32 protein-coding genes are annotated in these 26302 nt (G+C 69.4%); 17 read left to right on the forward strand and 15 right to left on the reverse strand.

The genetic code is table 11. The features are described from left to right. The first annotated feature begins 91 nt into the window (after positions 1-91). Entirely contained in the window at positions 92-436 is a 345-nt protein-coding gene (locus P1Y20_RS01255) for an avidin-fold protein (RefSeq protein WP_304446841.1), read from the forward strand. Between the two features lie 91 nt (positions 437-527). Continuing rightward, positions 528-1523, forward strand: a complete 996-nt coding sequence (locus P1Y20_RS01260) for a mechanosensitive ion channel family protein (RefSeq protein ID WP_304446842.1) — start codon at positions 528-530, stop codon at positions 1521-1523. Position 1524: 1 nt separating this feature from the next. Here the strand turns inward: P1Y20_RS01260 and P1Y20_RS01265 are convergent, their stop codons facing one another. From P1Y20_RS01265 to P1Y20_RS01275, 3 genes are read right to left on the reverse strand one after another with little or no spacing between them, the layout of a single operon-like run. Further along, positions 1525-2175 (reverse strand): HAD family hydrolase, encoded by a 651-nt coding sequence (locus P1Y20_RS01265; RefSeq protein WP_304446843.1) that lies wholly within the window; start codon positions 2173-2175, stop codon positions 1525-1527. A 30-nt stretch (positions 2176-2205) separates the two neighbouring features. Beyond that, positions 2206-3387, reverse strand: coding sequence for a M24 family metallopeptidase (locus P1Y20_RS01270; protein ID WP_304446844.1), 1182 nt, complete (start codon positions 3385-3387; stop codon positions 2206-2208). A gap of 41 nt (positions 3388-3428) precedes the next feature. Next, positions 3429-4139 carry a fumarylacetoacetate hydrolase family protein gene (locus P1Y20_RS01275; protein WP_304446845.1) on the reverse strand — a complete coding sequence of 237 codons (711 nt, stop codon included), beginning with the start codon at positions 4137-4139 and terminating at the stop codon, positions 3429-3431. Positions 4140-4222: 83 nt separating this feature from the next. Between P1Y20_RS01275 and P1Y20_RS01280 the strand changes: the two genes are divergently transcribed. Further along, entirely contained in the window at positions 4223-4735 is a 513-nt protein-coding gene (locus P1Y20_RS01280) for a gamma carbonic anhydrase family protein (protein ID WP_304446846.1), read from the forward strand. Here the strand turns inward: P1Y20_RS01280 and P1Y20_RS01285 are convergent, their stop codons facing one another. After that, a complete protein-coding gene (locus P1Y20_RS01285; protein WP_304446847.1) occupies positions 4736-5419 on the reverse strand; it encodes an SOS response-associated peptidase in 684 nt (227 codons plus the stop codon). Between the two features lie 82 nt (positions 5420-5501). Here P1Y20_RS01285 and P1Y20_RS01290 point away from each other — a divergent pair, with 82 nt between their 5' ends. From P1Y20_RS01290 to P1Y20_RS01310, 5 genes are all read left to right on the forward strand, one after another. Then, positions 5502-6275, forward strand: coding sequence for an SDR family NAD(P)-dependent oxidoreductase (locus P1Y20_RS01290; RefSeq protein WP_304446848.1), 774 nt, complete (start codon positions 5502-5504; stop codon positions 6273-6275). Between the two features lie 67 nt (positions 6276-6342). Continuing rightward, entirely contained in the window at positions 6343-6621 is a 279-nt protein-coding gene (locus P1Y20_RS01295) for a hypothetical protein (protein ID WP_304446849.1), read from the forward strand. Between the two features lie 41 nt (positions 6622-6662). Beyond that, complete coding sequence (locus P1Y20_RS01300) at positions 6663-7049, forward strand: hypothetical protein (RefSeq protein WP_304446850.1); 387 nt, start codon at positions 6663-6665, stop codon at positions 7047-7049. 47 nt (positions 7050-7096) lie between these two features. Next, the gene (locus tag P1Y20_RS01305; RefSeq protein ID WP_304446851.1) at positions 7097-8338 is read left to right on the forward strand and encodes an ornithine cyclodeaminase, nickel-pincer nucleotide-dependent; all 1242 of its coding nucleotides are present in this window, start codon (positions 7097-7099) and stop codon (positions 8336-8338) included. Positions 8339-8507: 169 nt separating this feature from the next. Further along, a complete protein-coding gene (locus P1Y20_RS01310) occupies positions 8508-9905 on the forward strand; it encodes an FAD-binding oxidoreductase (RefSeq protein WP_304446852.1) in 1398 nt (465 codons plus the stop codon). A gap of 36 nt (positions 9906-9941) precedes the next feature. Here P1Y20_RS01310 and P1Y20_RS01315 read toward each other — a convergent pair whose 3' ends face one another. Beyond that, positions 9942-10340: a universal stress protein gene (locus tag P1Y20_RS01315; protein ID WP_304446853.1), complete on the reverse strand. Its 399-nt coding sequence runs from the start codon at positions 10338-10340 to the stop codon at positions 9942-9944. Positions 10341-10514: 174 nt separating this feature from the next. On the opposite strand from P1Y20_RS01315, the gene P1Y20_RS01320 reads away from it, so the two are divergent. Further along, positions 10515-11471 carry a phytoene/squalene synthase family protein gene (locus P1Y20_RS01320; protein WP_304446854.1) on the forward strand — a complete coding sequence of 319 codons (957 nt, stop codon included), beginning with the start codon at positions 10515-10517 and terminating at the stop codon, positions 11469-11471. A 3-nt stretch (positions 11472-11474) separates the two neighbouring features. Here the strand turns inward: P1Y20_RS01320 and P1Y20_RS01325 are convergent, their stop codons facing one another. The 4 genes from P1Y20_RS01325 to crtID are packed head-to-tail and all read right to left on the reverse strand — an operon-like array spanning position 11475 to position 15227. Next, positions 11475-11963: a CBS domain-containing protein gene (locus tag P1Y20_RS01325; protein WP_304446855.1), complete on the reverse strand. Its 489-nt coding sequence runs from the start codon at positions 11961-11963 to the stop codon at positions 11475-11477. Positions 11964-12005: 42 nt separating this feature from the next. Continuing rightward, on the reverse strand, positions 12006-12851 hold the full coding sequence (gene cruF / locus P1Y20_RS01330) for a bisanhydrobacterioruberin hydratase (RefSeq protein WP_304446856.1): 846 nt from the start codon (positions 12849-12851) through the stop codon (positions 12006-12008). After that, on the reverse strand, positions 12844-13719 hold the full coding sequence (locus P1Y20_RS01335) for a prenyltransferase (protein WP_304446857.1): 876 nt from the start codon (positions 13717-13719) through the stop codon (positions 12844-12846). The genes cruF and P1Y20_RS01335 overlap by 8 nt, the downstream gene beginning before the upstream one ends. Further along, complete coding sequence (gene crtID / locus P1Y20_RS01340; RefSeq protein WP_304446858.1) at positions 13716-15227, reverse strand: bifunctional phytoene desaturase/3,4-desaturase; 1512 nt, start codon at positions 15225-15227, stop codon at positions 13716-13718. Before crtID ends, P1Y20_RS01335 begins: the two co-directional genes overlap by 4 nt. A 171-nt stretch (positions 15228-15398) precedes the next feature. Between crtID and P1Y20_RS01345 the strand changes: the two genes are divergently transcribed. The 4 genes from P1Y20_RS01345 (at position 15399) to P1Y20_RS01360 (ending at position 18720) form a co-directional block, all read left to right on the forward strand. After that, the gene (locus P1Y20_RS01345) at positions 15399-15851 is read left to right on the forward strand and encodes a DoxX family protein (RefSeq protein WP_304446859.1); all 453 of its coding nucleotides are present in this window, start codon (positions 15399-15401) and stop codon (positions 15849-15851) included. Positions 15852-15959: 108 nt separating this feature from the next. Further along, on the forward strand, positions 15960-17063 hold the full coding sequence (locus P1Y20_RS01350; RefSeq protein ID WP_304446860.1) for a hypothetical protein: 1104 nt from the start codon (positions 15960-15962) through the stop codon (positions 17061-17063). A 49-nt stretch (positions 17064-17112) separates the two neighbouring features. After that, entirely contained in the window at positions 17113-17805 is a 693-nt protein-coding gene (locus P1Y20_RS01355; protein WP_304446861.1) for an SDR family NAD(P)-dependent oxidoreductase, read from the forward strand. Between the two features lie 54 nt (positions 17806-17859). Beyond that, positions 17860-18720: a ZIP family metal transporter gene (locus P1Y20_RS01360; protein ID WP_304446862.1), complete on the forward strand. Its 861-nt coding sequence runs from the start codon at positions 17860-17862 to the stop codon at positions 18718-18720. 1 nt (position 18721) lies between these two features. Here the strand turns inward: P1Y20_RS01360 and P1Y20_RS01365 are convergent, their stop codons facing one another. Genes P1Y20_RS01365 through P1Y20_RS01380 form a run of 4 tightly spaced genes read right to left on the reverse strand, consistent with a single transcriptional unit; the run spans position 18722 to position 21366 of the window. Next, on the reverse strand, positions 18722-19237 hold the full coding sequence (locus P1Y20_RS01365; RefSeq protein ID WP_304446863.1) for a hypothetical protein: 516 nt from the start codon (positions 19235-19237) through the stop codon (positions 18722-18724). 42 nt (positions 19238-19279) lie between these two features. Further along, entirely contained in the window at positions 19280-19600 is a 321-nt protein-coding gene (locus P1Y20_RS01370; RefSeq protein ID WP_304446864.1) for a transcription factor S, read from the reverse strand. Between the two features lie 52 nt (positions 19601-19652). Beyond that, the gene (locus P1Y20_RS01375) at positions 19653-20621 is read right to left on the reverse strand and encodes a beta-ribofuranosylaminobenzene 5'-phosphate synthase family protein (protein WP_304446865.1); all 969 of its coding nucleotides are present in this window, start codon (positions 20619-20621) and stop codon (positions 19653-19655) included. Positions 20622-20670: 49 nt separating this feature from the next. Further along, the gene (locus P1Y20_RS01380) at positions 20671-21366 is read right to left on the reverse strand and encodes a glycosyltransferase family 2 protein (RefSeq protein ID WP_304446866.1); all 696 of its coding nucleotides are present in this window, start codon (positions 21364-21366) and stop codon (positions 20671-20673) included. A 96-nt stretch (positions 21367-21462) separates the two neighbouring features. Here P1Y20_RS01380 and P1Y20_RS01385 point away from each other — a divergent pair, with 96 nt between their 5' ends. Further along, positions 21463-22434 carry a hypothetical protein gene (locus P1Y20_RS01385; protein ID WP_304446867.1) on the forward strand — a complete coding sequence of 324 codons (972 nt, stop codon included), beginning with the start codon at positions 21463-21465 and terminating at the stop codon, positions 22432-22434. A 92-nt stretch (positions 22435-22526) separates the two neighbouring features. Here P1Y20_RS01385 and P1Y20_RS01390 read toward each other — a convergent pair whose 3' ends face one another. Then, the gene (locus P1Y20_RS01390; RefSeq protein ID WP_304446868.1) at positions 22527-22805 is read right to left on the reverse strand and encodes a hypothetical protein; all 279 of its coding nucleotides are present in this window, start codon (positions 22803-22805) and stop codon (positions 22527-22529) included. 204 nt (positions 22806-23009) lie between these two features. On the opposite strand from P1Y20_RS01390, the gene P1Y20_RS01395 reads away from it, so the two are divergent. After that, the gene (locus P1Y20_RS01395; protein WP_304446869.1) at positions 23010-23747 is read left to right on the forward strand and encodes a PGF-CTERM sorting domain-containing protein; all 738 of its coding nucleotides are present in this window, start codon (positions 23010-23012) and stop codon (positions 23745-23747) included. 138 nt (positions 23748-23885) lie between these two features. Beyond that, the gene (gene eif1A, locus P1Y20_RS01400; RefSeq protein ID WP_304446870.1) at positions 23886-24170 is read left to right on the forward strand and encodes a translation initiation factor eIF-1A; all 285 of its coding nucleotides are present in this window, start codon (positions 23886-23888) and stop codon (positions 24168-24170) included. A 281-nt stretch (positions 24171-24451) separates the two neighbouring features. Here eif1A and P1Y20_RS01405 read toward each other — a convergent pair whose 3' ends face one another. Continuing rightward, the gene (locus tag P1Y20_RS01405) at positions 24452-25027 is read right to left on the reverse strand and encodes a hypothetical protein (RefSeq protein ID WP_304446871.1); all 576 of its coding nucleotides are present in this window, start codon (positions 25025-25027) and stop codon (positions 24452-24454) included. A 403-nt stretch (positions 25028-25430) separates the two neighbouring features. Between P1Y20_RS01405 and P1Y20_RS01410 the strand changes: the two genes are divergently transcribed. After that, complete coding sequence (locus tag P1Y20_RS01410; RefSeq protein ID WP_304446872.1) at positions 25431-26234, forward strand: hypothetical protein; 804 nt, start codon at positions 25431-25433, stop codon at positions 26232-26234. Positions 26235-26302: the final 68 nt, after the last annotated feature.

Raw genomic sequence — 26302 nt, forward strand, 5'->3', positions numbered from 1 at the left:
ACGCCGTCTCTTTCGAACGTCGTTCTCACGTCGACGAGACGACTCACCCGCGAGTGCGAACGTTTACGCGCGACGGACGGAACGGGCCGGTATGGCAGACGAGATTTCGCTCGACGGGCGGACGCTCGCCGGGGTCGCCAACGACGCCACGGGTGAGGTGGGCCGCGACACCACCTTCGAGTTCGAACAGGTGGACGACCGGATACACGCGCGCTACGCCGGCGGGTCGGTCGTGACGGGCCACCTGGTCGGCACGTTCGACGGACGACGGTGGGACGTCCGCTACGCACAGTTGCACGAGGACGGCGAGACGGCGACCGGACACTCCGTGGGGGTCGTCTCCGTCCTCGACGACGGCCGCGTCCGCGTCGAGGACGAGTGGGAGTGGGAGTCGAAGCCCGGCACGGGAGCGTCCGTCCTCGAAGAGGTCGACTAGCCCCGGGCGGAATCCACGGAGCCGTGCCGTATATGAGCCCCCCACGAGTGAGTCGGAGACGGAGCAAATGGCTGGACCGAACTGTGGTTCTATGGGGGGAGTAGCCGTCGTGCTGACGCCGCTGCAGGCGGAGTTCAACGGCTCGAACGACTCGGGCGAGGGGAACGTCAGTCTCACGCCCGACCGGGTCGGCCCCGTCGGGGAGACGCTCCGCGACGTCGGCGTCCCGTACGCGGAGGTGTTCGGGGGGCTCATCACGCTCGTCGGGGTGTTCCTCGCCCTCTACCTGCTGGGCCGGACGGTCGGCCTCCCGCTCGTCCGCCGCGCGCTCGCCGCGCGGGACGTCGAGGGCGACGCCCAGCGACCGCTCGTGCGCATCGCACGCATCGTCCTCGCGTTCGCGGCGCTCGCGGTGGGGTTCGCCGTCGGTGGCTACGGGAACCTCCTCTCGTCGTTCACGACCATCGGCGCCGCCGCGACGCTCGCCATCGGGTTCGCGCTGCGCGACCTCATCGCCAACTTCGTCGCGGGGGTGTTCATCTACGTCGACCGGCCGTTCCGCATCGGCCACTGGATAGAGTGGCCCTCGAGCGGCGACCTCCCCTCCCAGGGAATCGTCACCGACATCTCGCTCCGCGTCACGCGCATCCAGACGTTCGACAACGAGATCATCACCGTCCCGAACGCGAAACTCACGGAGAACGAGATTCTGAACCCGACGGCGCGGGACAGACTCCGTATCAGTTTCACCTTCGGCATCGGCTACGAGGACGACATCCAGCGGGCGACCGACATCATCGTCGAGGAGGCGACCGCCCACCCGAAGGTGCTCGAACACCCGACCCCGACGGTGCAGTTGAGCGAGGACCCGCTGGCCGACTCCTACGTCGGCCTCGACTCGTGGTTCTGGATAGACACGCCGAACCGGCGGAAGTACCTCACCGTCCGGAGCGAGGTGGTCCGCGCCGTCAAGGAGCGCTTCGAGGAGGCCGGTATCGACATCCCCTACCCGCAGATAGACCTCTCGGGGCGCGTCGAGACCGGTCCGCCCCGTCGCCCCCTCGAACGGTCTCCCGACGGCGACTGAGTCAGACCAGTTCCGTGAGCGCCGCCAGCGTCTCGAACTCGTAGGTCGGGTCGGTCGAGAGGACCGCGTCGGCGCGGTGCGGACGCCGGAGGAACGCCGAGTCGATGCCGGCGTTGTGCGCCGCCTCGACGTCGCTCTCGCTGTCGCCGACGTAGAGGGCGTTCCGCGTCCCGAGGTCCACGAGCGCCCGGTCGATGAAGTGCGCGTCGGGTTTCTTCCGGCGGACGTCCTCGACGGTCGGCTGGCGACCGTAGTAGGTCTCGAAGTGGTCGTGGAGGCCGTAGTGCGAGAGGATGTATTCGACAGTGGCGTGCTGGTTCGAACTGACGATTCCCTTCGGGAGGTCGAGCGCGCGGACGGCGTCGACGTCGTCGTACAGCGGTTTCCGGCCGTCGCGTATCTCGCGGCGCTGGACGTCGGCGTAGTTCGTGTCGCGTCGGTACCAGAACGCCTCGGGGTCGATGCCGTGGCGCGCACACACCGCCTCCAGTCCGTCGACGGTCACGTGCGAGAGGACCGTGCGCAGGTCGTCGTCGCTCGGGTCCACGTCGAAACTGGCGAACGCGTCTGCGGCCGCCCCCCGGAGGACGGCCCAGTCGGTTATCTCCGTGAGGACGCCGTCGTTGTCGAACACTACTGCGTCGTACGACACGGTCGCCCCTCTCCGCGAGGCCGAATGAGTCTATCGGACGACGTTCTCCCCGAGCGACCGGGGGAAGTAGGTGAGTCGCTCGACGCCGTCCTCGGTGACGGCGACGGTGTCCGAGTGGCGGTAGCCGGCACGCTCGGTGTAGAGGCCGGGTTCGACCGCGTAGACGTGGCCCGGTTCGACGACGTGGTTGCCGGGGTCCTCGTCGGCGTCGCCCCACCCCCGGTCGAGGTAGGGGGGTTCGTGTGGCGCGAGGCCGAGGCCGTGGCCCGTGTGGTGGCGCGCGAGGTCGGTCACGCCCTGTTCGAGGAAGTAGTCCCAGACGGCCTGGTCCACGTCGGCGACGGGGACGCCCGGCGCGAGCGCGTCGACGGCGACACGCCCCGCCTCGCACATCACCTCGAAGTAGTGGACGTCCTCGTCGGTCGGGTCACCGACGAACATCGTCCGCTCCAGTTCCGCGCCGTAGCCGTCGACGTTCGCCGTCGCGCCCGTGACGACGACGCTCCCCTCGCGGAGCCGCCGGTTCGGCGTGTGGCCGTGCGGGAGCGCCGTCTCCCCGTCGCTCACGAGGCCGACGCTCACGGGGCCGTCGCCGCGAACGCGAGGGACGTAGCGCTCCCCGAGGGTGTCGAGCATGGCCCGCGAGGCGGCCGTCGAGGCGCGCTGGCCGACCGTCGCCGGGTGCGCGCCGGGCACGAGGGCGTCCGCGAGGCGTCGATGGCCGAGGTTGGCCCACCGCGCCGACTCGCGCAGCAGCGCCACCTCGGCGTCCGATTTCGACCACCGCATCCGCGACACCCAGTCCTGGACCGTCACCTCGACGTACGAGGAGAGCGGCGGCCCCGAGTAGCCCATTACGCCCGGAGCGCCGTCGGCGTCGGCGTACACCCGGTCGACGTCGAGGTGGCGGAGCATGGAGGCGACCGTCGCCATCGGCATCCCGCCGGGGTAGTCGAAGTAGTCGTGGACGGTGTCGATACGGGGGTTGTCCGTGACGCGCTCGACTTCGAGGCGCGGGACCGTCACCGCGACGCGGTCGGCGGTCACGGCGAGGGCGACGGGCCGTTCGGTCGCGACGTGGTGGAACCCGGTGAGGTAGGCGACGTTCGTCGCGTCGAACACGACGGCCGCGCCGCAGGCGGTGCGCGCGAGCCGGTCGCGGACCCGCTCCAGCCGGGCGTCGTACTCGCCGTCGGGGAGACGGGTCGTCATTGCTCTCGGGTCACGAGGCCAGCGCAAAAGGGTTGCGGGGCTCAGACGACGGTGTTACGCAGCGTGCCGACGCCCTCGTACGTTATCTCGACCTCGTCGCCCGGTTCGAGGAGGCCGGGGTTGGCGGGACTGCCGAAGGCGACCACGTCGCCCGGCTTGAAGGTGAACCGCTCGGAGAGGTAGGAGACGACCTCGCGCGGCGTGAAGAGCATCTGTGCCGTCGTCGCCGACTGGCGCTCCTCGCCCGCGACGAGCGTCCGCATCTCGATGTCCGCGGGGTCGAGGTCCGTCTCGATGTAGGGACCGAGGGGGCCGGAGCCGTCGAACGCCTTCCGGGCGGTGCGTCCCTGCTGGTCGAGCGCGTCGAGGTCGTTCATGATGGTGTACCCCCGGAGCGCGTCGTCGACCTCCTCGGGCGCGAGGTCGTGACACTCCCGGTCGACGACGGCGGCGAGTTCGCCGGCGTAGGTGAACTCCTCGGTGAAGGAGGGGTACTCGATGGGCGCGCCCGGTGCGAGGACGGAGACGGGCGGCTTGATGAAGAAGTCGGGTTCCTCGGGGCGGTCGTAGTCCATCTGGTCGAGCGTGGCGGCGTAGTTGCGCCCGACGCAGTAGAGCGCCGTCGGTTCGCAGGGCGCGAGCAGGTCGTACGCCTCCGGTTCGTAGCTGGCGTCGGCGGTGACGACGCCCGTCTCGGGGTCGACCTCGCCGGTGACGGTGCCGTCGTCGGTCGCGATGCGTGCGAGTTTCACGCGCGAGGGGTCGGCGGCCGAGACGTATGAGTGAACCGAACTGTCGGGATACGCATTTGACACGACGCGGCGTGTGAGGGGGTATGGACAGCCGCCACTACCACTTCGAGGGGGACGGACCGCGGATTCACGGCAACGCCTACGTGAGCCGCGAGGCGACGCTCGTCGGCGACGTCACCGTGGAGTCGAACGCGAACGTCTGGCCGGGGGCGGTCCTCCGCGGGGACGTCGGTCCCGTCCGCGTCGGCCGGGAGTCCCACGTCGGGGAGAACACCGCCATCCACGTCTCGACGGTCGGCGAGCGGTCGATGGTCGCCTCCGGTGCCGTCCTGAACGACGCCGACGTCGGCGACGGCGTCCTCGTCGGGTTCAACGCGACGGTCAACGACTGCGAGGTGGGCGAGGGGAGCATCGTCGCCGCGGGCGCGGTGGTCCTCGGGAGCACCGCCGTCCCGCCCGAGAGCTTCGTCTCCGGCGTCCCGGCGTCGACCCGGCCGCTCTCGGAGACGAACCTCGACGCGGCGGGCCTGTTCGAGGCGTACTCGACGGGCAAGTACGCGAACCTCGCCGCCCGCCACGAGGAACTGTTCGAGTAGTCAGGCCTCCCGCACGACGGCGGGCGAGTCGTTCGAGGGGTCGTTGACGAGCGTCGAGACGGGGTACGCGCGGAGGGCGTCGTCGTCGGGCGGTTCGACCGCCTCGACGCGCTCGCCGTCGAGCCACGCCGACTCGTCGGCCGGACGCAACAGCAGCGCCATCCGGTGGTGGTAGTCGGCGAGGAACGGCGTCGGCTCGCGGGTGACGATGGTGAACGTCTCGACGGGGTCGACCGACCGGTCCGGACCGCCCCCGCCGAACTCGTCGAGGCCCGTCTGTTTCTCCTCGGGGGTCCACGTCTCCCAGAGGCCGGCGAGGGCGAACGGTTCGTCGTCCCGGCGGGTGACGCGGTAGGGACGCTTTCCGTCCTCCGTCTCGACCCACTCGTAGAAGCCGTCGGCGAGGACGAGACACCGCCGGCGCTCGTAGGCCTCGCGGAACGCGGGCTTCTCCGACAGCGTCTCCGCGCGGGCATTGATGAGCCCCCCGGTGTCGTCGTCGGCCCACGCGGGAATCAGCCCCCAGCGCGACTCGCCGATGGTCCCCGGGGCGGCGTCCCGAATCACCGGGAGACGCTGGCCGGGCGCGGCGTTGTAGCGCGGGCGGTACTCGACGTCGAACGTCGCGTCGAAGCGCGATTCCAGGTCCTCGGGCGGGGTGAAGAGGCTGTATCGTCCGCACATAGTCGTAGCACGGTCCCCGCGGCTATGACCCTGCGGGTCGTCCCGACACAACACCTAACACACCCGTCTCCGAACGGGGGCCATGCTCTCCGGAACGACGGCGTTCGTCACGGGTGCCAGCCAGGGGCTAGGCCGAGAAATCGCACGCACGCTCGCCGACCACGGCGCGAACGTCGCGCTCGCCGCCCGCAACGAGGACGGCCTCGCGGAGACGGCGAGCGAGATTCCCGACGACCGGGTGCTCTCGGTTCCGACGGACGTCACCGTCGAGGAGTCCGTCGCCGCGGCCGTCGAGGTGACGGCGGAGGAGTTCGGCGGCCTCGACTGCCTCGTGAACAACGCGGGCGTCGCCGGGCCGACGACGCCCGTCGAGGAGGTGACCGCCGAGGAGTGGCTGCGCGTCCAGGACGTGAACGTCCTCGGGCCGTTCCTCTGTGCCAAACACGCCGCCTCGTACCTCCGCGAGAGCGACCGGGGGAGCCTCGTCACCATCTCCTCGATCGCCGGGAAGCGCCCCTACCCGCTCCGGACGCCCTACGCGGCGTCGAAGATGGCCGTCGTCGGTCTCACGCGGGCGCTCGCCTTCGAACTCGGCGACGACGACGTGACGGTCAACGCCGTCTGCCCCGGCGCCGTCGAGGGCGACCGCATCCGCCGGGTCTTCGAGGCCCGCACCGAGCGCGAGGGTATCTCCCCCGAGGAGGCCGCACAGCGCCAGATTCTGGACGACCTCCCCATCGAGGAACTCGTCCCGCCCGCCGAGGTGGCCGAACTCGTCGCCTACCTCGCCTCGCCGCACGCCCGCCACGTGACCGCACAGGACATCAACGTGGACGCCGGCGCGACCTGGTACTGACCGGCGACACCGACGTCGACGTCGAGGGCGACCGCGGGTCTTTCCGTCCACGCCTCGAACGGACGGTATGGAGGACACGCTCGCCCTCTCGCTCGGGGAGTGGGACCGCGTCGTGGACGCGCTCGACCGCTTCGCCCGGTCGGGGACGGTCACCGCGGGTGCGGACGCGGTCCGCGCCGACTTCGGGAGCGCGTCGCTCGAACTCGCCCGTGACGGGCGCGTCGACGCCGGGATGCCCCTCCACGAGTTCTCGACGACGGGGGAGGTGACGCTCCACTTCGACTTCGAGGCGGGCGAACTCACCGTGGCCGACGAGGGCCTCAGGTACACGTTCAGACGGCCGTAATCGCCCTCGATTTTAAACCGGACGACGGCCAAGGAGTGCCCGTGACCGACGCCGCCGAGGACCCGACCTTCGCCATCCCTGCCCGCCCGGAGCGCCGGTTCTCCTCGACGACCGTCGAGCACGACGGCGGGGTGGTGTTCGTCCTCGCACCCGCCGTCGAACGCGACGAGTCGTCCCTCGACGCGCTGCTCAGGGACGTCCTCGACGGGGGGCCCTACCGCTACGGCGACTGGTTCGACCTCCCCCTGCCGCTCTACCTCGTCCACGACGACGGGACCCGCGACACCTTCCGGGTCGTCGTCCGCGACGGGACCGTCGAACTGCACGTCCTCCCCGAGACGGGGTCGGCGGGACTGCGCGCGCTGTACGACCGCCTCGTGGCGGCGACGGCGTGCGAGTGGACCGTCGACTGTCGCGCCGACGCCTGACACCGCGAGTCACAACCGCTTTGGCCCGTCCCCGCTCAGCGGGAGGTATGACTGTCTCTCGCGTGGTCGAGCTGAAGGGGCACATCATCGACTCGGGGATGATGGGCGGGGCCTTCGGCATCGTCATGGACATGGACGGGTCGTTCGAGGTCGAGACGTTCGAGATCGGGCGCTCGAAGACCGAGGAGTCCTACGCCCGCCTCGTCGTCTCCGCCGACTCCGCCTCGGCGCTCCAGTCCATCGTCCACGAGCTCCATCAGATCGGCGCCAACCCCGCCGACCCGAAGGACGCCACCCTCTCGCCCGCCCCCGAGGACCAGGTCGTCCCCCAGGGGTTCTACTCGACGACCAACCACCCGACGGACGTGCGCTACGACGGGCGCTGGCTGCCCGTCGAGCGCGTCGAGATGGACTGCGCCGTCGTCGTCGAACCGGGCGCCGAGGGTGGCCCCCGGGCGTACACGAAGGTCCTCAACGCCGTCGAGGAGGGCGACCTCGTCGTGGCCGGCGAGGCCGGCGTCCGGGTGCGCCCGCCCGAACGCTCCCGCGGGTCGGAGGGACCGTTCGGGTTCATGCAGGGGGGCGTCTCCGCGGAGCGGCCCTCCGAGTCCACCATCGCCGCCATCGCCGAGTCCATCCGCGAGGTCAAGGAGGAGGGCGGGAAGATACTCGCCGTCTGCGGCCCGGCGCTCATCCACTCTGGCGCGCGCGAGGACCTCGCGCGCCTCGTGAGCGAGGGGTACATCGACATGCTCTCGGCGGGCAACGGCTTCGCCGTCCACGACCTCGAACACGACCTCTACGGCACCTCCCTCGGGATGGACACCGAGACGCTCGACCACCCGCGCAAGGGCCACAAACACCACATCTACACCATCAGCGAGGTAATCCGCGCGGGCTCCATCCGCGAGGCGGTCGAGTCGGAACTCGTCGAGTCCGGCGTGATGTACGAGTGCGTCACCAACGACGTCCCGTTCGTCCTCGCGGGGTCCATCCGCGACGACGGGCCGCTGCCCGACACCATCACCGACGCCATCGAGGCGCAGAACGCCATCCGCGAGCAGGCCCACGAGGCCGACATGGTCCTCCTGCTCTCGACGCTGTTGCACTCGGTCGCGGTCGGTAACTGCCTCCCCTCGACGACGCGGACCGTCTGCGTCGACATCAACCCCTCGACGGTCACGCAACTGCTCGACCGCGGGAGCGCCCAGGCCGTCGGGATGGTCACCGACATCGGGACGTTCGTCCCCATCCTCGCCGAGCACGTCATCTATGGCGGCGAGGAGTGAGGGACGTCGTGCCCCCCGGCGAGCAATCGTGCGCGGTGTGGTTCTTCTGTCTCGACCGTCGCGTTGCACCATCGCCGCGAAATTGTACGTAAAACGATAGTACCGCGGCCGTCGGCGTTGGGAAGGAACTATGGGTACTGTTCGCATGCCTAGCTCCGGGGGTGGCAGTATGACAGCACACAAACCAGTAGTGAGCGAAGAAGCGATAGCGACGCTCGAGGAGTACCTCCGCGGCGACGTCCTGCGGCCGGGCGACCCGGCGTACGACGAGGCGCGCGAGGTGTGGAACGCGATGATAGACCGGCGACCGGGGGCCATCGCCCACTGTGCGGGCCCCGCCGACGTCGTGTCGTCGGTGACCGTCGCGAGCGAGCACGACCTGCTCGTTTCCGTCTACGGCGGCGGGCACAACATCGCGGGCAACGCGGTCTGTGACGACGGCCTCGTCATCGACCTCTCACGGATGCGGTCGATACACGTCGACCCGGAGGCGAAGGTGGCGCACGTCGAACCCGGCGCGACGCTCGCGGAGTTCGACCACGAGGCCCAGGCGTTCGGCCTCGCCACGCCCGTCGGCTACAACTCGACGACGGGTATCGCCGGCCTCACGCTCGGCGGCGGGTTCGGGTGGCTCAGCAGGACGTACGGCCTCACCGCGGACAACCTCCGGTCGGCGGAGGTCGTCACCGCGGACGGGCAGTTCCGTCGCGCCAGCGAGTCGGAGCACGCGGACCTCTTCTGGGGGCTCCGCGGCGGCGGCGGTAACTTCGGCGTCGTGACCTCCTTCGAGTTCGACCTCCACGAGGTCGGCCCGGAGGTGCTCTGTGGCCCGGTCGTCCACGCACTCGACGACGCCGAGGACGTCCTGACGGAGTACCGTGAGGTCGTGGCGGACGTGCCGAACGAGGTGTCGGCGTGGTTCGTCTTCCGACACGCGCCGCCGCTGCCGTTCCTGCCCGAGGAGTGGCACGGCGAGAAGGTGCTCATCCTCGCGCTGTTCTACGCCGGCGACGCCGCCGACGGCGAGGCGGCGCTCCGGCCGGTCAGGGACATCGGCGACCCCGTCGCGGACGCGGTCGGTCCGATGCGCTACGCCGAGTGGCAGGGGATGTTCGACCCGCTGCTCACGCCCGGCGCGCGCAACTACTGGAAGTCCCACAACTTCGAGGAGATGACCGACGGGATGATAACGACGTTCGTCGAGTACGCGGAGACCATCCCGACGCCGCTGTCGGAGATCGCCGTCGCCCAGCTCGGTGGCGCCATCAACGAGGTCCCGACGGGGGCGACGGCGTACCCCCACCGGGACGCGGCGTTCCTGATGAACCTCCACACCCGGTGGGAGGACCCGGCGCTCGACGAGCAGTGCATCGAGTGGACACGCGAACTGTACCACGCGATGACGCCCCACGCGACCGGCGGGGTGTACGTCAACTTCGTCCCGGAGGACGTCGGGGAGGAGCGCGCCGCCTACCGCGAGAACTACGACCGACTGGCCGAACTGAAGGCGACGTACGACCCCGAGAACCTGTTCCGGATGAACCAGAACGTCGCACCGGCTCCCTGAGCGGGGGTCGCCCGCGACCGCCTCTGTTCGACCCGTTCAGCGCCCGTCGGTCAGTGGCACCGCGACGACCGGCCGTTCCGTGCTGAGCAGGAGGTCCTGGGCCGTGCTGCCGAAGATTATTTTGCCCGTGGGGTTGCGCTTGCGGATGCCGATGACGAGTTCGTCCGCCTCGTACTCGTGGGCGGCCGAGAGCAGGTCCTCGGCGGGGCTGTTACCGCGGACGAACTGGTGGGTGGCGACGCTGCACTCGAGGCCCGTCTCGAAGCGTTCGAGCGCCTCGGTCCCGCCGCGCACGTCGTCCCCCCGGGTCGCGTCGCCGCCCTTCTGGGAGTTGACGACGTACACCTCGTCGTCGGGGGTCACGCGCCCCGAGAGGTACTCCACCAGTCGGTCGCTCGTCTCGACACCGTTCGTTCCGACGACGAACCGTACCATACCGTAGAGGGACACGCCCGACCGTGATAAACGTCCCCGCCGACCGGGGGTCGTTCGCCCACCCACGGCCGTCCTGTCACTGGCTCAGTGAAATCGAGGGACGGAGCCGATTCGTGCTGCCGACGCACAAAGGCATAAGCCGCCGCCGCCCTAATATAAAGGCGGTCCACATTCATGGTAGACAACTCGCAGCTCGCCCGGAGCAAGTCGATCCACCGACAGACCGGGCCGACGTTCTACTTCGCGACGCGCGTGCTGCCCGAGCGCGTCCGACGGCCCACGTACGTGCTCTACGCGTTCTTCCGCATCGCGGACGAGGTGGTCGACAACGAGGACTCCGACCTCACGCCCGGCGAGCAGCGAGCGCGGCTGGCCGACATCCGCGACCAGGCGCTCGGGCGGCAGCCCCCCGAGGACCCCGTACTGGCCGCGTTCAGCGAGCTCCGCGAGGAGGTGGGTATCGAGGACGAGGAGGTGGAGGTGTTCGTCGACGCGATGCTCACCGACATCGAGAAGACCCGCTACGAGACCTACGAGGAACTGGAGGCGTACATGCGGGGGTCGGCGTCCGCCGTCGGGGAGATGATGACGACGGTGATGAACCCCGACCAGCACGAGGAGGCCCGCCCCTACGCCCGGGCGCTCGGGGAGGCCTTCCAGCTCACCAACTTCCTGCGGGACGTCCGGGAGGACATCGTCGACCGGGGGCGTATCTACCTCCCACAGGAGACGCTCCGGAAGTACGACGTCACCGACGCGCAACTGGAGCGCTTCGAGGTCGACGAGGCGTTCCGCGAGGTGATGCGCGCCGAACTGCGCCGCGCCGAGGGACGCTACCGGGAGGGGGTCGCCGGCATCAAGTTCCTCCCGAGGGACTGCCAGTTCGCCGTCCTGCTCGCGGCGGTGCTGTACGCCGAACACCACCGCCTCATCCGGGGGCGGGACTACGACGTACTCTCGACGACGCCACAACTGAGCACCGCCCGCAAGACGTGGGTCGCGGCCAAGACCCGCGCCTACTGGGCGTTCTCGAAGGACCCCGAGACGGTGTTCGCGAAGGTGAGCGCCATCCCCATGACGGGCGACCGCCACGCCGAACCCGGCGCCGGCGAACCCCAGCCCGTCCGCTGATTCTCACTCCGCCGCCCGCTCGTCGCGCAGCGCCCGGATGACGTCCTCGCGCGTCACGATGCCGACCAGCCGTTCGTCCTCGTCGACCACCGGCAGGCGGTTGATGGTGCCGGAGAGCAGTTCGAGCACCCGGTCGAGGTCGTCGTCCGGTGCGACGGTGACGACGTCCGCCGTCATCACCTCGCTGACGGGGCGGTTCACGTTCCGCGCGAGGTCGATACCCAGGTCGAGGTCGTCCCAGGAGACGTTCACCGCGTAGGTGAGCGTCTCGGTGAACGGCGGCAGGCCGATGGGAATCCAGAGGACGCGCTCCTCGGTCTGGAAGAGGCGCACGAGGTCGCCCTGGGTGACGACGCCGACGACGCGGTCGTCCTCGACGACGGGGAAGCCGTTGAAGTCGGCGCGCGCGAGTTTCGAGAGCACCTCGCTCACCTGTTCGTCGGGCGCGACGGTCTCGACCGGTTCGGTCAGCAGGTCGCGGACGTAGAGCATGGCGGGGCGTACGGGGGTGGGGACACTATCGGTTGTGGTACGTCACCGCCAGGGGACGGAGTCGCGCACGTCGAAGTCGAAGCGGTCGGTGACGACCAGGCCGAGGCCGAACAGGCCCGCGACGAGGACGGGGAACCAGTTGCCGAAGTAGGCGTTGACCGGCCCCCACAGGAGGACGAAGCTCACGAGGTCGTCGAGCATGAACTCGCACTCCTCGACGCGCCGGCGCAGGCCGCTCCGGTCGAAGCCGTAGTCGAAGGCGGCGACGGCCACCGTCGCCGAGACGACCCACCCGAGGTAGTTCGAGACGGGCACGTCGTAGTAGATTCCGCCGTTCGCGTACTCCCAGAAGCCGATGGCGACGGCCGCCGGGTCGAGCACGAGGTCCATCGCCAGCACGGCGGCGACGACCACCGGGAGGCGGACGGCCGCCCGGCGCGCCCGGTCGCCGAGCAGGAGCAGACAGAGCAGGTAGCTGTTGAGCACGAGCGGGAAGAAGAACACCGGCAGTCCCACCGGAATCTTCCCGAACAGCATCGGCCCGAGGTCGATGGTGTACTCGAAGGCACCGTAGGGCCACCCCGTCGAGACGCCGACGTACTCGATGCCGTAGGCGTAGGCCGCGAGCGCCAGCAGCGCCACGGTCGCCCGCCGGTCGACCAGCGGGGCGACCCCCGCGACCAGCGGGAGGCGCATCACGAGCACCCCCATCAGGATGAGGTAGGGGTTGTAGTTCAGCGGGCCGAGCAGGCCCTCCGCGCTGGCGAGGAGCAACACGGCCCCGACGGCGGGGAAGACCACGGCGATGAGAAAGCGGTTCTCCCGGACGAGGTCGTCGAGACGCGTCTCGACGCGCGCTCGCGTCAGCGTCGCGCCGACCTCACTCATACAGGAGCACCCAGAGTCCGCCGAGCGTTATCACCGTGCCGACGAGCGTGTTGATGGCGGGGTACCACCAGTAGGCCCCCTCGACCGCCACCCCCGAGCGGACGATGCCGAAGACGAGGACGGGGTACGCGAGGAGGACGACGCCGAAGAAGGGGTGGACCGTGGCGAAGACGAGCGCCGCCGCCAGCCAGCAGGCCGCACAGTAGGCGTAGGTGCGGCGTGCCCCGAGGAAGGTGGCCGTCGTCCTGATGCCGGCCGCCCGGTCCGGGTCGATGTCCGGAATCGCGGAGAACGTGTGCATCCCCATCGTCCAGAGCCACGCGCCGGCGACGGCCGCCGCGGGCGGGAACTCCCCCGCGAGGGCGGCGTACGCGACCACGCCGGGGAGGACGTAGAGGCCGTTCGAGACGGAGTCGAGCAGCGGCGTCGTCTTGAAGCGAAGCGGCGGAGCGCTGTACTCGGTGGCGAGGAAGGCGAACGCGGCGAACGCGAGCAGCGCCGCCGTCGGGAGGAAGGGGACGAACCCGACCGCGAGGAGGCCGCTCGCGGCGACGACGAGGACGGCGAGGCGACTCCCCTCGAAGCGCACCTCGCGCTCCGATTTCTTCTCGTTGTGGGCGTCCACGTCGGCGTCGAACACGTCGTTGACGCCGTAGAGGTAGACGTTCGCCGGGACGAGGAAGTACGCGAACAGCGCGACCGCGAGCGGCGCGAACAGTTCTTCCACCCCCTCGGCGGCGTAGACGGCCCCCACGACGACCGGTCCCGCGAGGTAGAACCAGAAGCGCGGGCGCGAGAGGCGGAGCAGGTAGCCCAGCCGCGTCTCCTCGGGGGGGAGGAGGTCCTCGACCGTCGGGTAGTCGCTCATCGAACGTCGTCTACGAGGGCCCCCGCCGTATGCTCTCCGCCGATGATGCACATCGGGACGCCGATGCCGGGCGTGGTGAACCCGCCGGTGAAGTAGAGGCCGGAGACGGCCTTCGAGCGGTGGGGCGGGCGCAGGAGCGCGGTCTGTCGGAGCGTGTGTGCCAGGCCGAGGGCGGTCCCCTGCGTGGCGTTGTAGCGGGCGGCGAAGTCGTCGACGCAGAACGACTTCTCGAAGACGATGCGGTCGCGCAGGTCGACGCCCGTGTGCTCGGCGAGGTCCGCGAGGACGAACTCGCGGTACTCCGCGCGCAGTTCGGGGGTGTCCTCCAGGCCGGGTGCGACGGGGACGAGCAGGAACAGGTTGCTGTGGCCCTCGGGGGCGACGGCGTCGTCGGTCCGACTCGGGACGCAGGCGTAGTAGGCGGGGTCGTCGGGCCAGGCGGGGTCCTCGAAGATGTCGTCGAAGTGGGAATCCCAGTCGGTCGGGAGGACGAGCGTGTGGTGTTCGAGCGGGTCGACGTCGCCCTCGACGCCCAGGTAGAGGAGGAAGGCGCTCGGCGCGTAGGTGCGCGACGCCCAGTAGTCGGCGTCGTACTGGCGCTCGTGTTCGGGGAGGAGTTCCTGCTCGGTGTGGGCGTAGTCGGCGTCGCTGACGACGAACTCCGGGCGGTAGACCGCTCCATCGGTCGTCTCGACGTGGAAGCCCTCCCGCCGTTTCGTCACCTCAGTCACCTCGGCGTCGGTGGTGAACTCGACGCCGAGTTCCTCGCCGAGGGAGACGAGGCCGTCGACGACGGCGCCGATGCCGCCGTCGGGGTAGAACACGCCCATGTTGAAGTCGACGTGCGCCATCATGTTGTACAGCGCCGGGGTGTTCTTCGGCGACCCGCCGAGGAACACGAGCGTGTACTGCATTATCTGCTGGAGCTTCGGGTCGTCGAAGTAGTCGGCGACGTAGCCGTCCATCGTCCCGACGAGCTGGAGACCGATGGGGGCCGCCCGCATCACGTCCAGGTCCACCCAGTCGCGCAGGCGGGGGCGGTCCTCGTAGACGAACTTCTCCATCGCCACCTCGTAGTGCGTCTCGCTCGTGTCGAGGTAGTCCTCCAGCGCCTCGCCGGCACCGGGTTCGATGGACTCGAAGAGCTCCACCATCTCCCCCCGGTCGTCGGTCACGTCGACCCTGTCGCCGTCCTTGTAGAAGATGCGGTAGTGGGGGTCCAGGCGCTCCAGTTCGTAGTAGTCGGACGGTTCCTTCCCGAAGTGCGAGAAGAAGCGCTCGAAGACGTCCGGCATGAGGTACCACGACGGCCCCATGTCGAAGCGGAAGCCGTCGGCCTCCAGCCGGGAGGCGCGCCCCCCCATCTGTTCGTTCTTCTCCAGCACTTCGACGTCCGCGCCCGCCCGTGCGAGGTAACAGGCCGCAGAGAGGCCACCGAACCCGCCACCGACGACGACGACCGACCGGCCGGCGAGCGGCGTCCCCTCGACGTCCTGACGTACAACCATACCGTACGGTTCGCGCGGAGCGGTCTAAAAGGCGCGTGGTCGGACGTGAACACGTCACGTAGTTACCGGAACCGGCAAGCCTTCCGAGAACCTCCGGAGTTAACTCCCGTACCCTCCATAGAGGGTGGTATGAACCGTCCAGTAACGCGCACCACGGCGAGGGAGCGATAGATGGCCCAGACGACGACCGAGACGGAGAGCGACTCGGCTGAGACCGACACCGACACCGACGTCGACGTCGCGAGCGAGGGCGGCCGCGACGCGCCGTCGTTCCTCGGTCGCCTCCTGTTCGGGAGCGTGCTCGCGTACACCGCCATCGACAGCCTCCGCAACATCGAGGGGCAGGTCGCCTACGCGGAGTCGAAGGGCGTCCCCGAGGCCGACCGCCTCGTCCCCTTCGCGCTGGGGATGCTCTCGTTCGGGAGCATCGGCATCGTCCTCTGGCGGGTCCCGACGCTCGCCGCGGGCGCCGTCGCGACCTTCCTCGCGGCCATCACGCCGACGATGCACGACTTCTGGAACGCCGACGAGGACCAGAAGGCGAACGAGCAGAACCACTTCGTGAAGAACACGGCGATGCTCGGCGCGGCGCTGATCTTCCTCGAGCGCGCCCGCGAGAAGTAACGCAGGACCGACGGAACACGAGCCGACGACGCAGCACGAACGCGAGGCCGACCGGCGCTCACGGGACGAGCGCGAAACCGTTTCGCGGGCGGAGGAGAACCCACGACGATGAGCGACTACGACCGGTGGCGACGCGAGGCGGTCCGGACCGGCCTCGCCGGCCGCGCCGCCGTCGCGTTCTACCGGGACGCGGCCCACCGGTATCGCGTCACCGTCGACGGCGAGCGCCGGACGTATCCGCTCGCCGCGAGACGGGAGTGGCTCACCCCCCGGCCCATCGGCGACGTCCTCGACCCGACGGTCGAGGGGGTGCGGACCGCCGTCGACGACCGTCTCGTCGAGCGCTTTCGCGCCAGACACGCCGCCCGGTCGGACGGGGCCGGTCTCTGGAACGGCGCGACGTACGCACTCGCGTCCACGCGCCGGGGGCCGCCCTTCCGCCTCGTCCGCTCCGACTTCTTCTCCGGGCTCTCGACGACCGAGGCGCTCGCCGAGGAACTGTACCGCGCGCTCTTCGAGGCGGGCGTCGCGTGCGACGCGTCCGACGCGGCGGTCCGCCGGGCGGTGCGGTCGGCCGACCTCCCCCGGCGGCGGCGCGTCGCGCCGACGGCGTCGGCGTTCTTCACCGACGACCCGTCACCGACCCACCTCGGCGCGGGCGTCCTGCCGGTCTTCGAGGCGGACGACGGCTACGCCACGGTCCTCGCGCGGCGGTCGGCGGATGTGGCGCACTACCCCGGCGCGCTCGCGTTCCCCGGCGCGGGCATCGTCGCACCCGACGTAGCGGGCGACCCGCCGAGCCTCGAACGCTGCCTGCTCGCGGAGTTCTCCGAGGAGTTCTTCGACACCGAGGGGGACGACCCGCTCGGTCACGAAGGGGTGGGGCGGTTGCGCACGCTGCTCGACCGGGGCGACGCGCACCTCGACTACACGGGGGCCGGCGTGAACCTCGTCGGTGGGAACGGCCTCCTCTGTGCGCTCCTGTTCGTCGGGTCGCCGACCTTCACCCGATACCTCCGCGAGGCCAGTCGGCCGAACTGGGAGCGAGGGGGCCTGCAGTGGGTGTCCCTCGACGAGGCCGACCGCCTGGCGGCGAGCGACTCGGGGACACTGGTGCCCCACGCCGCGCTCTGTCTGTTCGAGGGTGTTCGCCGCCTCGAACGCGGCTACGGCGTCGAGACCCCCCTCGACGTCCAGCGACCGACGCCGTGAGTGAGGCGCCGGACGAAACGACGAAACCGGTTCCTCCCCTCCCACCCGCATGGAAGGGACCACAGCGGTGGTGACCGGTGGGAGTCGGGGCATCGGAGCGAGCGTCGCCCGCCGGTTCGCGAGCGAGGGGGCATACGTCGTCGTCTGCGCCCGGAGCGACGGGACGCTCTCGTCGGTCGTCGACGACATCGAGGCCGACGGCGGGCACGTCACCGGCCTCCGGGCCGACGTGCGCGACGAGTTCGACGTCGAGCGGTTGATGGAGGTGGCCGCCCGCGAGGGCGACGGTATCGACCTCGTCGTCGCGGGGGCCGGCGTCTACCACGGGACGCCGGGGAACACGCCGCTCGTCGAGGAGGCCTACAGCGTCTTCGACGACCACCTGCGGACCAACGGTCGGGGGGTCTACGCCGCGGTCAGGGAGGCCGTCCCCCACCTGAACGACGGGGCGCGAATCCTCGTCCCGTCGGGAGCGGTCGCCCGCGACCCGAAGCAGGGGTACGGTTCCTACGCCGTCTCGAAGGCGTTCGCGGAGGCGCTCGCCCGCCAGTTCGCCGTCGAACTCGACGCCGCCGTTGGCGTCGTCGACCCCGGTACGGTCGACACCGACCTCACCGGCGGGGTCGGCCGGGACCCCGACGACGTCGCCGGACTGTTCCACTGGGCGGCCGCCGACGCTCCCACCGAGGACCTCGACGGCGGCGTCCTCGACCTGAAGGCGTGGAAGCGCGCGACGCGCTGAGCCTCGCCCTCGACCGAGGGTTTTAGTAATATAGAGCGTCGAGTTGTTAACCAGATGGGTATCACGGACACGGTCGACCGGCCGGCGCTCGGCGCTCCCTCGCTCGTCGGCGGAAGCGCCGTCGTCGCGTTCGTCGCGCTCTCCGTCGTCGCGTTCTCGGCGGGACTCTGGAAGGTGGGCGTCATCAGCTGGGTCGCGTTCGGGGCGATGGCCGGCGCCGCACCCCTGGGTGTACGCGCCGCCGCGAGCGTCGACGCCCGCCGCCTCGTCTGGGGCTACGGCCTCGCCAGCGGTGCGATGGTCGCCAGCGCCGCGGCGTTCCTCCTCCCGCAGGCCATCGGCCTCGACCCGAAACTCGGCGGTTTCGGCGTGGCTGCGGGCCTGCTCGTCGGCTTCGGGTCGCACACCCTCGGCCACCGGGTCTCGCACCTCGACCTGCCGTTCGACGCGACGGCGGCGCAGCTCTCGGCGCACGCCCTCTCGGCGGGGCTCATCATCGGCCTCGTCTACGGGACCATGCCGGAGGTGGGCCTCCTGCTCGGCCTCGCCATCGTCTCGCACAAGGGGCCGGCGGGCTACGCCGCCGCCCGCCGCCTCGCGCGCGACGGCCGCTCGGCGTCGGTGCTCCTCCTGCCCGCGGCGGGCGTCGGGCTGACGGCCATCCCCGCCGCCGCGCTGGGGTTGCCGAGCGCGCCGGCGACGAACGCCGCCGTCTTCGGCTTCGCCGCCGGGGTCTTCCTCCACATCGCGATGGACTTCCTGCCGCGCTGTGAGGTGGGCAGCGAGGTCTCGGAACTAGCTGGGATAACCGCCGACGACCACGCACTGCTCGACCGCCTCCGCCTCCACGCCGTCGCCAGCACCGGCCTCGGCGCGCTCGCCGTCTTCCTCGCGTGGGTCGCGCTCGGGGCCTGACCTACCGCGGGACGGTCTCGCTCGTCGGGTCGTCGACCTCCCAGAGCGGTCGCGGGAGGAACGCCGCCAGGTCGTCGACGACGCGCCGGTCCGACACCCCGAGCCCCTCGCAGTAGGTACGTGCAGCGTCGTGCACGTCGACGTGTATCTCGCCGTCTTCGACGGTGACGGAGAGCGGGAACACCGAACAGCGAGCGGGCTTCCAGTCGTACTCGGCGTGGAGCGCACAGCGACCGTCGTCGTCGAGGAACCGACAGGCCCGGCCGTCGACGTCGACGTGTTCCTCGCGGTCTTTGTCCTCACGCCCGACGACGTCACGGCCGCCGACGTTCCTCGTCGCGCGCTCGACGGCCGCGCGGGCCGCAGGGGGCGCTCCCGCCGCCTCGTCCTCGTAGAGGGGGACGCCGCGGTGACAGCACCAGGTACACGACTCGACGCACTCGAAGGTCAGGTCGGGGTCGAAGTCCACGACGGCCTCACAGCCCGGGTGGACCTCGACGCGCAGCGGGGTACTCACGCCGGGCTAGTGTGCGAGGGAGAGACATACGTCCTTCGGCGGTCAGTTGTAGCCCCGCCAGCGGTGGCCGCACTCCTGGCACTTGAAGAAGCGCGTCGGCGGTTCGTCGGCGCTCCCGGTCTGTTTGATGGTGTACCACGCTCGGTCGTGGCCACACTGCTCGCAGACCTCCTTCGCGCTCGGGAGGCCCTCGTCGCCGGCGTCCTCGGTCGTCTCGACGACGTCGTCGAAGGTCTGGCGCTCCGTGCTGACGAACTCGGCGGCCCGTTCCGCGTCCTTCTCGACACGCGCGCCGCAGGACGAACAGACCATCTCCGGACCGTCGGCGTGCATCAGGGAACCGCAGTCGTCACAGAACTGCATGGCTCGACTACGTCGCCGTCGGTGAAAAACGACCGGGCGACTCGCTCATCCCTCAGCCGTCGTCGACGATGCGCGCCCCCCGGTTGCGCCCTGCGACGACAGACACGCTCCCCTCGACGCCGGCGTCGGCGAGCGCCTCGCGGCCGGCCGAGCGCGCCGCCCGTTCCCTGTCGGCGTCGGTGACGCCGTAGACGGCCGGCCCCCACGAGGACTGCCCGACACCGCTGACAGCCGGCGAGGAGCGCAGTTCGGCGACGATATCGCCGGCGGGCGGGCGGTAGACGCCGCCCTGCTCGTCTGCGTACCACGCGCCGTTGAGGCGGCCGAAGGCGGCGACGGCCGCCCCGAAACGGTCGACGTTCCCCTCCGCGACGGCCGGGAGCACGCGCCGCAGGAGCGTCGCCGCGAGGTCGTCGGCGATGGCGGCGTCCGCGCGCTCGACGACCGAGCGCATGCTCTCGTCCTCCTCGGTGCCGTGCATCCCGTCGGCGGCGTCGGGGACGACGAGGAGGAAGCGCCAGTCGGCGGGCACGTCGTGGCGGGCGAGGACCGCCGGGACCGTCCACTCGCCGGGCGGTGGCGGGGCGGTGGTGAAGCGCTCCGCGGGGTGGCCGGCGTCGGTGACGAAGCCGCCGCGCTCGAAGGCGGCGACGCCGACGCCGCTTCGGCCGCCTCGGCCGAGCGCGGGGGCGGCCTCGCGGACCGTCGCCGTCCGGTCGTGGGCGCGGGCGACGGCCGCGAACGCCGCGAGCGCGTGCTGGGTGCCGCTCCCGAGGCCGACGTGGCGCGGTAACCCCTCGACGAGGCGGACGCGCGCGCCGGGGACCGAGAGGACGTCGCAGGCGCGCTCGACGGTCGACGCCAGTTCCGGGTCGGCGTCGACGTCGCCCGCGGGGTGGGCCTCGACGACCGCGCGCGGCCCGTCGAGCGACACGCCGACGCCACCGTAGAGGCGCTCGTGGGCCAGCGAGAGGTTCTGGAACCCGAAGTGGAGGCGCGCGCCCGTCTCGACTCGAACCATGCCGGGGGGACACGCGGCGGTCGTATGCCGGTTGCGTCACCGGAAAGGCCTACCAGTCGCGGAAGTAGCCGGTGCCGGGGTCCCGCCCCGTCGCGTAGCGCGCGTAGCCGACGACGTAGCGCCAGAGCAGCCCCCAGTACCCCTCCTCGCGCTGTCTGCGGACCGACGTCCGGACCCACGCGTGGGGGTCGTACACCTGTTCGCCGTAGGCCTTCATCCGCAGCGAGCAGTCGGTGTCCTCCATGAAGGGGAGCGACTCGTCGAAGCCGCCGGCGTCGAGGAACGCGCCCCGGCGATAACTGCAGTTGTTCCCGCTCGCCTGGACGAACCCGACCGGCCAGGAGACGCGGTACCAGTAGTCGGAGAGGAGTTTGAACAGGAGGCGGTCCGTCGCGTCGCCGTCGAGCGGTCTGAGGGGGCCGCCGACGCCGACGACGCGCTCGTCGCGGTAGTGGCTCAGGTGGCGCTCGACCCACCCCGGCGGGACGACGGTGTCGGCGTCGGTGAAACAGACCACCTCGGTGTCCGCGGCGCACGCACCCCGGTTGCGGGCGGCCGCGGGCCCGTCCTCGCCGTCGTCGACGAGAACGCGGTCCGCGGCAGGGTGTGCGCGCGCCGCGCGGTCGGTACCGTCGTCGCCACCGACGACGACGACCACCGTCGCCCCCTGCCCGGCGAGGGCGTCGAGCGCGCGCGTCACGACACGGCGCTCGTTGTACGCGGGGATGACGACGGTGGCGTCCATACCCGACGGGCCGCCGGCGAGTGGTTAACGCTGGCGGTTCGGGGGGCGTGCCGCACGACTTATCCCCGAACCGCCCCACCCCTCCACCAGTCGCCAATGGGTTCCGACTCGCCGCCCTCTCGCCCGGCACGTATCGTCGACGCGCTCTCGTACGCGGTGCGCGAACTCCGCGAGCACTACCGCGACCCGGAGTGGCGCTACAACCGGGTCGTCACGCGGGTCGACGGGCCGGTCTCGCGTCTGCGCTACGGCGACGGCGGCGTCGACCTCCCCGCGGCCGAGTGGGACAACCTCCTGGTCCTCGACTCCTGTCGGGCGGACCTCTTCGAGACGGTGGCCGACCTCGCGCGCTTCGACGACTACCGCCGGGCGACGAGCGTCGCCTCCATGACCGCCGAGTGGACGCGCAAGACGTGGGCCGACCGCGAGTTCGGCGATATCGTCTACGTCAACGCCAACCCGCTCGTCTCCCGGTGGGCGCCCGACTCGTTCCACCGCCTCGTCGACCTCTGGGACGAGGCGTTCGACGAGGGCATCGGGACCGTGCCGCCGGAGGCGACGGCCGACGCCGCCCGCGAAGCGTTCGAGGACGACAAGCGCCTCGTCGTCCACTTCGTCCAGCCCCACGCCCCGTTCTACCCCGCCTCGCTCGGCGTCGACGACTCGGCCGCGGCCTGGGCGCCGGGCGGCGGGGAGGGGGCGCATCCGGACGCGACGACGCCCTGGAAGGCGCTGCGCGACGGGACGACGACGTTCGACGCGGTGTGGGAGGGGTACGCCGCGACGCTCTCGGCCGGCCTGGAGGCGGCGCTCGCGCTGGTCGACGACCTGCCGGGGCGAACGGTGCTGACGAGCGACCACGGCAACCTCTACGGCCAGCGGGTCTGGCCCCTCGGGCGCCCCGTCTACGGCCATCCCCCGAACCTCCGCCACCCGGGGCTGGTGGAGGTGCCGTGGGCGGTCGTCGACGGCGAACCCCGCGAGACGGTCGACGACGGGGTGACGAGTGCCGCCGAGGCCGACGAGGAGACGATGCGCGACCGGCTAGCCGCGCTCGGATACGTCTGAGCGCGGTCGGCGCCGCTGCCGAATCGTCGTGAGAAAACCGGAGCCGTCGCCTGTTCCGTCGCGGTTCGGTCGCCGGTCCGTCCGACCGGGCGTCAGTCCCGTCGTCGGTCGGCCGCGACGAGCGGTAGGGCGGCCGTGACGGTCCTGACCAGGGTCCCGAACGACGAGGACGCCATCGCGCTGCGTTCGTCCGCGCCGTCCGTCCGTCCGCCGCAGGCCGTACAGGCGAAGTGCGGGCGCTCGCCGTCCTGCCCGTAGACGTAGAACCGGTCGCCCCCGCAGCGTGAACACTCGCGCTGTGGTGGAAGCGCCTCCGGGTCGCGCAGTTCGCTCGTTCCCCCCTTCGTCCCGTCCTGCTTCGTGAGTGCCATCCTATCTACCCCTCACCTGACACTCACGCGCTTGCGACCCTGTGTCTCGTGGCTATGTGTGTAGGGCGGAGGAGTCGAACGCCCTTCCTGATGGCTAGTCGACATCGTTCGGGAACCCCGTCGACCGTGAACCGGTCGCCCGGGGCCGGGGCGCGGTCGAGTCGTCGGAAAGTACAAATCGTCTGGACAGCCAGAGGTGTGTGTATGTCTTTCACACGTGTCAGGGCGACCGCGCTCGCGCTCACGCTCGCCGTCGCGCTGGTCGCCGCGTCGGCCGGCGGCGCGGTGGCCACCACACGGGAGGTGGCGCTCCAGTCGAACGAGACGAACGAGACGACGCCGGAGGGGCCGGTCGACTCCGACGGCGACGGCCTCACCGACGAGAACGAGACGTCGGTGTACGACACGGACCCGAACCTCGCCGACACGGACGGCGACGGTCTCTCGGACGGGGAGGAGGTCAACGAGTACGGCACCGACCCGGAGTCACGTGACACGGACCGCGACGGCCTCTCCGACTACGTCGAGGTCCGCCAGTTCGAGACCGACCCGACCGTCCGGGACACGGACGACGACGGTCTCTCGGACGGGGAGGAGGTCCAGCGCGGGACCGACCCGACGGACAACGACACGGACGGTGACGGCGTCCGCGACGGGACAGAGGTCGAGGAAGGCCTCTCGCCGACGACGCCCGACACCGACGGCGACGGGACGAACGACGACGAGGAGCTGAACGCGACCGACCCGCCCGAGGAGACGGAAACGCCCGAGGAATCGACCGACGAGGAGGCCGACGCCACCGACGGGGACGGGGCGGACGAGAGCGATGCAGAGGAGGAGAACGCGAGCGACGACGGGACCGAGGTGCAGGGGCCGGGATTCGGCGTGGTGGCCGCGCTCGTCGCGCTGGCGTGCGTGGCGGCACTGGCGCGTCGCGGCTGAGACGGACCCGGGACTCCCGCCGGGGTGGGTGTCGGCTCCGACTGCCAGGTATCGGGTTCCCGGACACCCCCCGGAACGCGTGTCAAACGCTACCCCTCGCCCCCAATGACTTAACTGTCCGTCTCGCCTAGGGCGCCCGTGAGCGAAGACACAGGGCGTCGGAACCTCCGAATGCCCAACAGTGACGAGCTGTTCGCCGTCGTGACCGAGCACAACGGGGGGAACCACGTTCGCGTCCGTTGTGAGGACGGCAAGAACCGCATGGGCCGCATCCCCGGTCGCATGAAGTACCGCACCTGGATCAACGAGGGCGACGTCGTCCTCGTCGAACCCTGGGACTGGCAGGACGAGAAGGCCAACATCGAGTGGCGCTACACCGGCCAGGACGCGGACCAGCTCCGTCGCGAAGGGCACATCGACTGACACTTTTCCGGGCGAGCGGCGAGCGAGCCCACGAACCGTCTCCGCCGGCTGTGACCCACCAGCGACTGCTATCACCTCCCGTTCGGCGGACCTCCATCACGTCGTGGTCGTTCGGGTGGTCGACGGACCCCGGCGCGCAGTCCGTCGGTCGTCGCCAGCGTCCGGCGTCGACTGACGGGACCTATCGCTCGCAGGTTACAGTTGCACTGTCGACACTGTCGGACGGTCGTCACTCCCGAGGGAGTGTCGCAGGAAGGTGAGCGCAACCGGGGGCGAACGAACTACTGTCCGGCCGGTTCGACCGCGGGCGACTCGGCCCGTCGCTGGCGCAGGGAGCGCGCGTAGATGACCCACGCGAGGCCGTAGAACAGCATCGGGCCGGCCCACGGGTCCGCGCCCTCGCCCATCACGTACGTGGTGAACGCGATGGCGAAGGGCACCCCCACGGGGAGCGCCAGTATCAGCAGCCACGCCGCGGACCGGGGGATGGTCGCCCCGTCACTGCGGAGGACCGCGACACCGAAGACGAGCATCCCGATGACCGCGACGAGGAACGCCAGCAGGAAGACGAGGAATCCCGTCTCCGACGTGGGCGGCATCGTGTACGTGCCGACGGTGAGGCCGAGTGTCGCCACGACCCAGCCGATACTCAGCAGCGCGAACCCTATCTTCCCCGGCCAGCCGAACCAGTCGCGTTCGCTGGCGTACAGTGCCGGCAGCGCGAGCGCGAGGAGCACCATCGCGAACCACCCGACGGGTTCGACGACGACGAACTCCGCCTCGTTCAGCACGCTGAGGAGCGCGAGGCCCGTCAACGCCATCAGTATCCCGCCGACCAGCCCGCCGAGGGTGCTCACCCGCAGCCATCTGGTCGTCGGTCTCTCGATTCTCCGTCGTTCGTAGTGAGCCATGTGTGTCTCCGATTCGCGGTGGGTCGACGTCGGCCCGCACGGAATCGAGTAGTAGTTAAAGCTCGCTAACGATTTACACCTTTCGTCAGATAGATAGGTCAGTCACGCCTGAATACATTCTAGGTTAAGGGCTGCTACAGGGATTCTGGGATGTTTATTCAGCGATGGCCGTGGCCACTTACGTATTCAGATTCAGTATACTGACACCCTATAGACGAGTTCGTGTACGAACTGTATCGTCTTACCGACATGAAAACCAGCGTCGAAATTAGTGAGCGACTCCCCAGTTCACAAATTGAAGAACTTTTCTAAGAAAATTTATTTATCAAGGAACTCGTTCCAGTTATTGATGATAGATAATTCGCTTGGGGAGCAATACCTCCGCATTTACGATGAATTAAATTTTGACAACCAAGCTAGTCGACGCGTCGGATTTTGCACACTTGAAAATTATTATGCAACGGTGATGGAACACGTAGGAACCGAAGTATTAAACACAGGAATAGATATCTTTGGTGAAAACCTCGCAGAGCAGTGGACAGTTACAAAACAGATTTTAGAGACGGTGGACAGAGAACCTCCAAGTGAATTTGAAGGCATATTGCAGGAGGTAAAAAAACACCGCGGGAATCTCTACCATAATTTTAGAGAGGATATTCCACAACGACGATTAGATGCGATACGAGATGTAGCGGAGGAGTGGCGAGCGTGGCTTATAGATTGTGCAAGAGAGTATTGGGATACATTCGGTGCCTACACCCTAGAGGATTTTGATTACATTGCTAACGAAATCAATGACTACTCCCAGGCATATATGGGGGATATAGCGCTAAAACTCCCCACAATCAAACGGGAATTAGATTACGCGTTCCGCACCATCGCTAAACAGCGTCATCGCCGATTACATTACTTAGAAACCCCTGACATATTTCTATATGATCTGATGCCTAATAAGACGTCATCTGAGATAAGTAAGATATCTACTACATATGGAAAAATCGGCATGATGGCTTCGAAAATAAAGAAAGGGGAAGAAATAGATACAGACGAGGGTGAGGATTTAATGTATGATGCACGTAATATACTTATATCTATTTGCGAACAGGAAGATCCGTTTGGTCGAACGTTTAACAATTTACACTCTTCTGAGTAGGCTCCAGTGACAATGTCTGTTCCTTGTGCCGTCTATTGACCTGCCGCTCACGGAGTTACGAACGGCAG

The organism is Halomarina ordinaria, assembly GCF_030553305.1.
Lineage (GTDB): Archaea > Halobacteriota > Halobacteria > Halobacteriales > Haloarculaceae > Halomarina > Halomarina ordinaria.

What these genes read in the sequence shown, in the direction of transcription:
- P1Y20_RS01410 (WP_304446872.1), top strand. Translation starts at nt 25,431, where the DNA reads ATGATAGATAATTCGCTTGGGGAGCAATACCTCCGCATTTACGATGAA.
- P1Y20_RS01310 (WP_304446852.1), top strand. Translation starts at nt 8,508, where the DNA reads ATGACAGCACACAAACCAGTAGTGAGCGAAGAAGCGATAGCGACGCTC.
- P1Y20_RS01320 (WP_304446854.1), top strand. Translation starts at nt 10,515, where the DNA reads ATGGTAGACAACTCGCAGCTCGCCCGGAGCAAGTCGATCCACCGACAG.
- P1Y20_RS01280 (WP_304446846.1), top strand. Translation starts at nt 4,223, where the DNA reads ATGGACAGCCGCCACTACCACTTCGAGGGGGACGGACCGCGGATTCAC.
- P1Y20_RS01380 (WP_304446866.1), bottom strand. Translation starts at nt 21,366, where the DNA reads ATGGACGCCACCGTCGTCATCCCCGCGTACAACGAGCGCCGTGTCGTG.
- crtID (WP_304446858.1), bottom strand. Translation starts at nt 15,227, where the DNA reads ATGGTTGTACGTCAGGACGTCGAGGGGACGCCGCTCGCCGGCCGGTCG.
- P1Y20_RS01385 (WP_304446867.1), top strand. Translation starts at nt 21,463, where the DNA reads ATGGGTTCCGACTCGCCGCCCTCTCGCCCGGCACGTATCGTCGACGCG.
- P1Y20_RS01295 (WP_304446849.1), top strand. Translation starts at nt 6,343, where the DNA reads ATGGAGGACACGCTCGCCCTCTCGCTCGGGGAGTGGGACCGCGTCGTG.
- cruF (WP_304446856.1), bottom strand. Translation starts at nt 12,851, where the DNA reads ATGAGTGAGGTCGGCGCGACGCTGACGCGAGCGCGCGTCGAGACGCGT.
- P1Y20_RS01315 (WP_304446853.1), bottom strand. Translation starts at nt 10,340, where the DNA reads ATGGTACGGTTCGTCGTCGGAACGAACGGTGTCGAGACGAGCGACCGA.
- P1Y20_RS01350 (WP_304446860.1), top strand. Translation starts at nt 15,960, where the DNA reads ATGAGCGACTACGACCGGTGGCGACGCGAGGCGGTCCGGACCGGCCTC.
- P1Y20_RS01360 (WP_304446862.1), top strand. Translation starts at nt 17,860, where the DNA reads ATGGGTATCACGGACACGGTCGACCGGCCGGCGCTCGGCGCTCCCTCG.
- P1Y20_RS01270 (WP_304446844.1), bottom strand. Translation starts at nt 3,387, where the DNA reads ATGACGACCCGTCTCCCCGACGGCGAGTACGACGCCCGGCTGGAGCGG.
- P1Y20_RS01290 (WP_304446848.1), top strand. Translation starts at nt 5,502, where the DNA reads ATGCTCTCCGGAACGACGGCGTTCGTCACGGGTGCCAGCCAGGGGCTA.
- P1Y20_RS01260 (WP_304446842.1), top strand. Translation starts at nt 528, where the DNA reads ATGGGGGGAGTAGCCGTCGTGCTGACGCCGCTGCAGGCGGAGTTCAAC.
- P1Y20_RS01255 (WP_304446841.1), top strand. Translation starts at nt 92, where the DNA reads ATGGCAGACGAGATTTCGCTCGACGGGCGGACGCTCGCCGGGGTCGCC.
- P1Y20_RS01395 (WP_304446869.1), top strand. Translation starts at nt 23,010, where the DNA reads ATGTCTTTCACACGTGTCAGGGCGACCGCGCTCGCGCTCACGCTCGCC.
- P1Y20_RS01325 (WP_304446855.1), bottom strand. Translation starts at nt 11,963, where the DNA reads ATGCTCTACGTCCGCGACCTGCTGACCGAACCGGTCGAGACCGTCGCG.
- P1Y20_RS01345 (WP_304446859.1), top strand. Translation starts at nt 15,399, where the DNA reads ATGGCCCAGACGACGACCGAGACGGAGAGCGACTCGGCTGAGACCGAC.
- P1Y20_RS01375 (WP_304446865.1), bottom strand. Translation starts at nt 20,621, where the DNA reads ATGGTTCGAGTCGAGACGGGCGCGCGCCTCCACTTCGGGTTCCAGAAC.
- P1Y20_RS01355 (WP_304446861.1), top strand. Translation starts at nt 17,113, where the DNA reads ATGGAAGGGACCACAGCGGTGGTGACCGGTGGGAGTCGGGGCATCGGA.
- P1Y20_RS01305 (WP_304446851.1), top strand. Translation starts at nt 7,097, where the DNA reads ATGACTGTCTCTCGCGTGGTCGAGCTGAAGGGGCACATCATCGACTCG.
- P1Y20_RS01335 (WP_304446857.1), bottom strand. Translation starts at nt 13,719, where the DNA reads ATGAGCGACTACCCGACGGTCGAGGACCTCCTCCCCCCCGAGGAGACG.
- P1Y20_RS01285 (WP_304446847.1), bottom strand. Translation starts at nt 5,419, where the DNA reads ATGTGCGGACGATACAGCCTCTTCACCCCGCCCGAGGACCTGGAATCG.
- P1Y20_RS01370 (WP_304446864.1), bottom strand. Translation starts at nt 19,600, where the DNA reads ATGCAGTTCTGTGACGACTGCGGTTCCCTGATGCACGCCGACGGTCCG.
- P1Y20_RS01390 (WP_304446868.1), bottom strand. Translation starts at nt 22,805, where the DNA reads ATGGCACTCACGAAGCAGGACGGGACGAAGGGGGGAACGAGCGAACTG.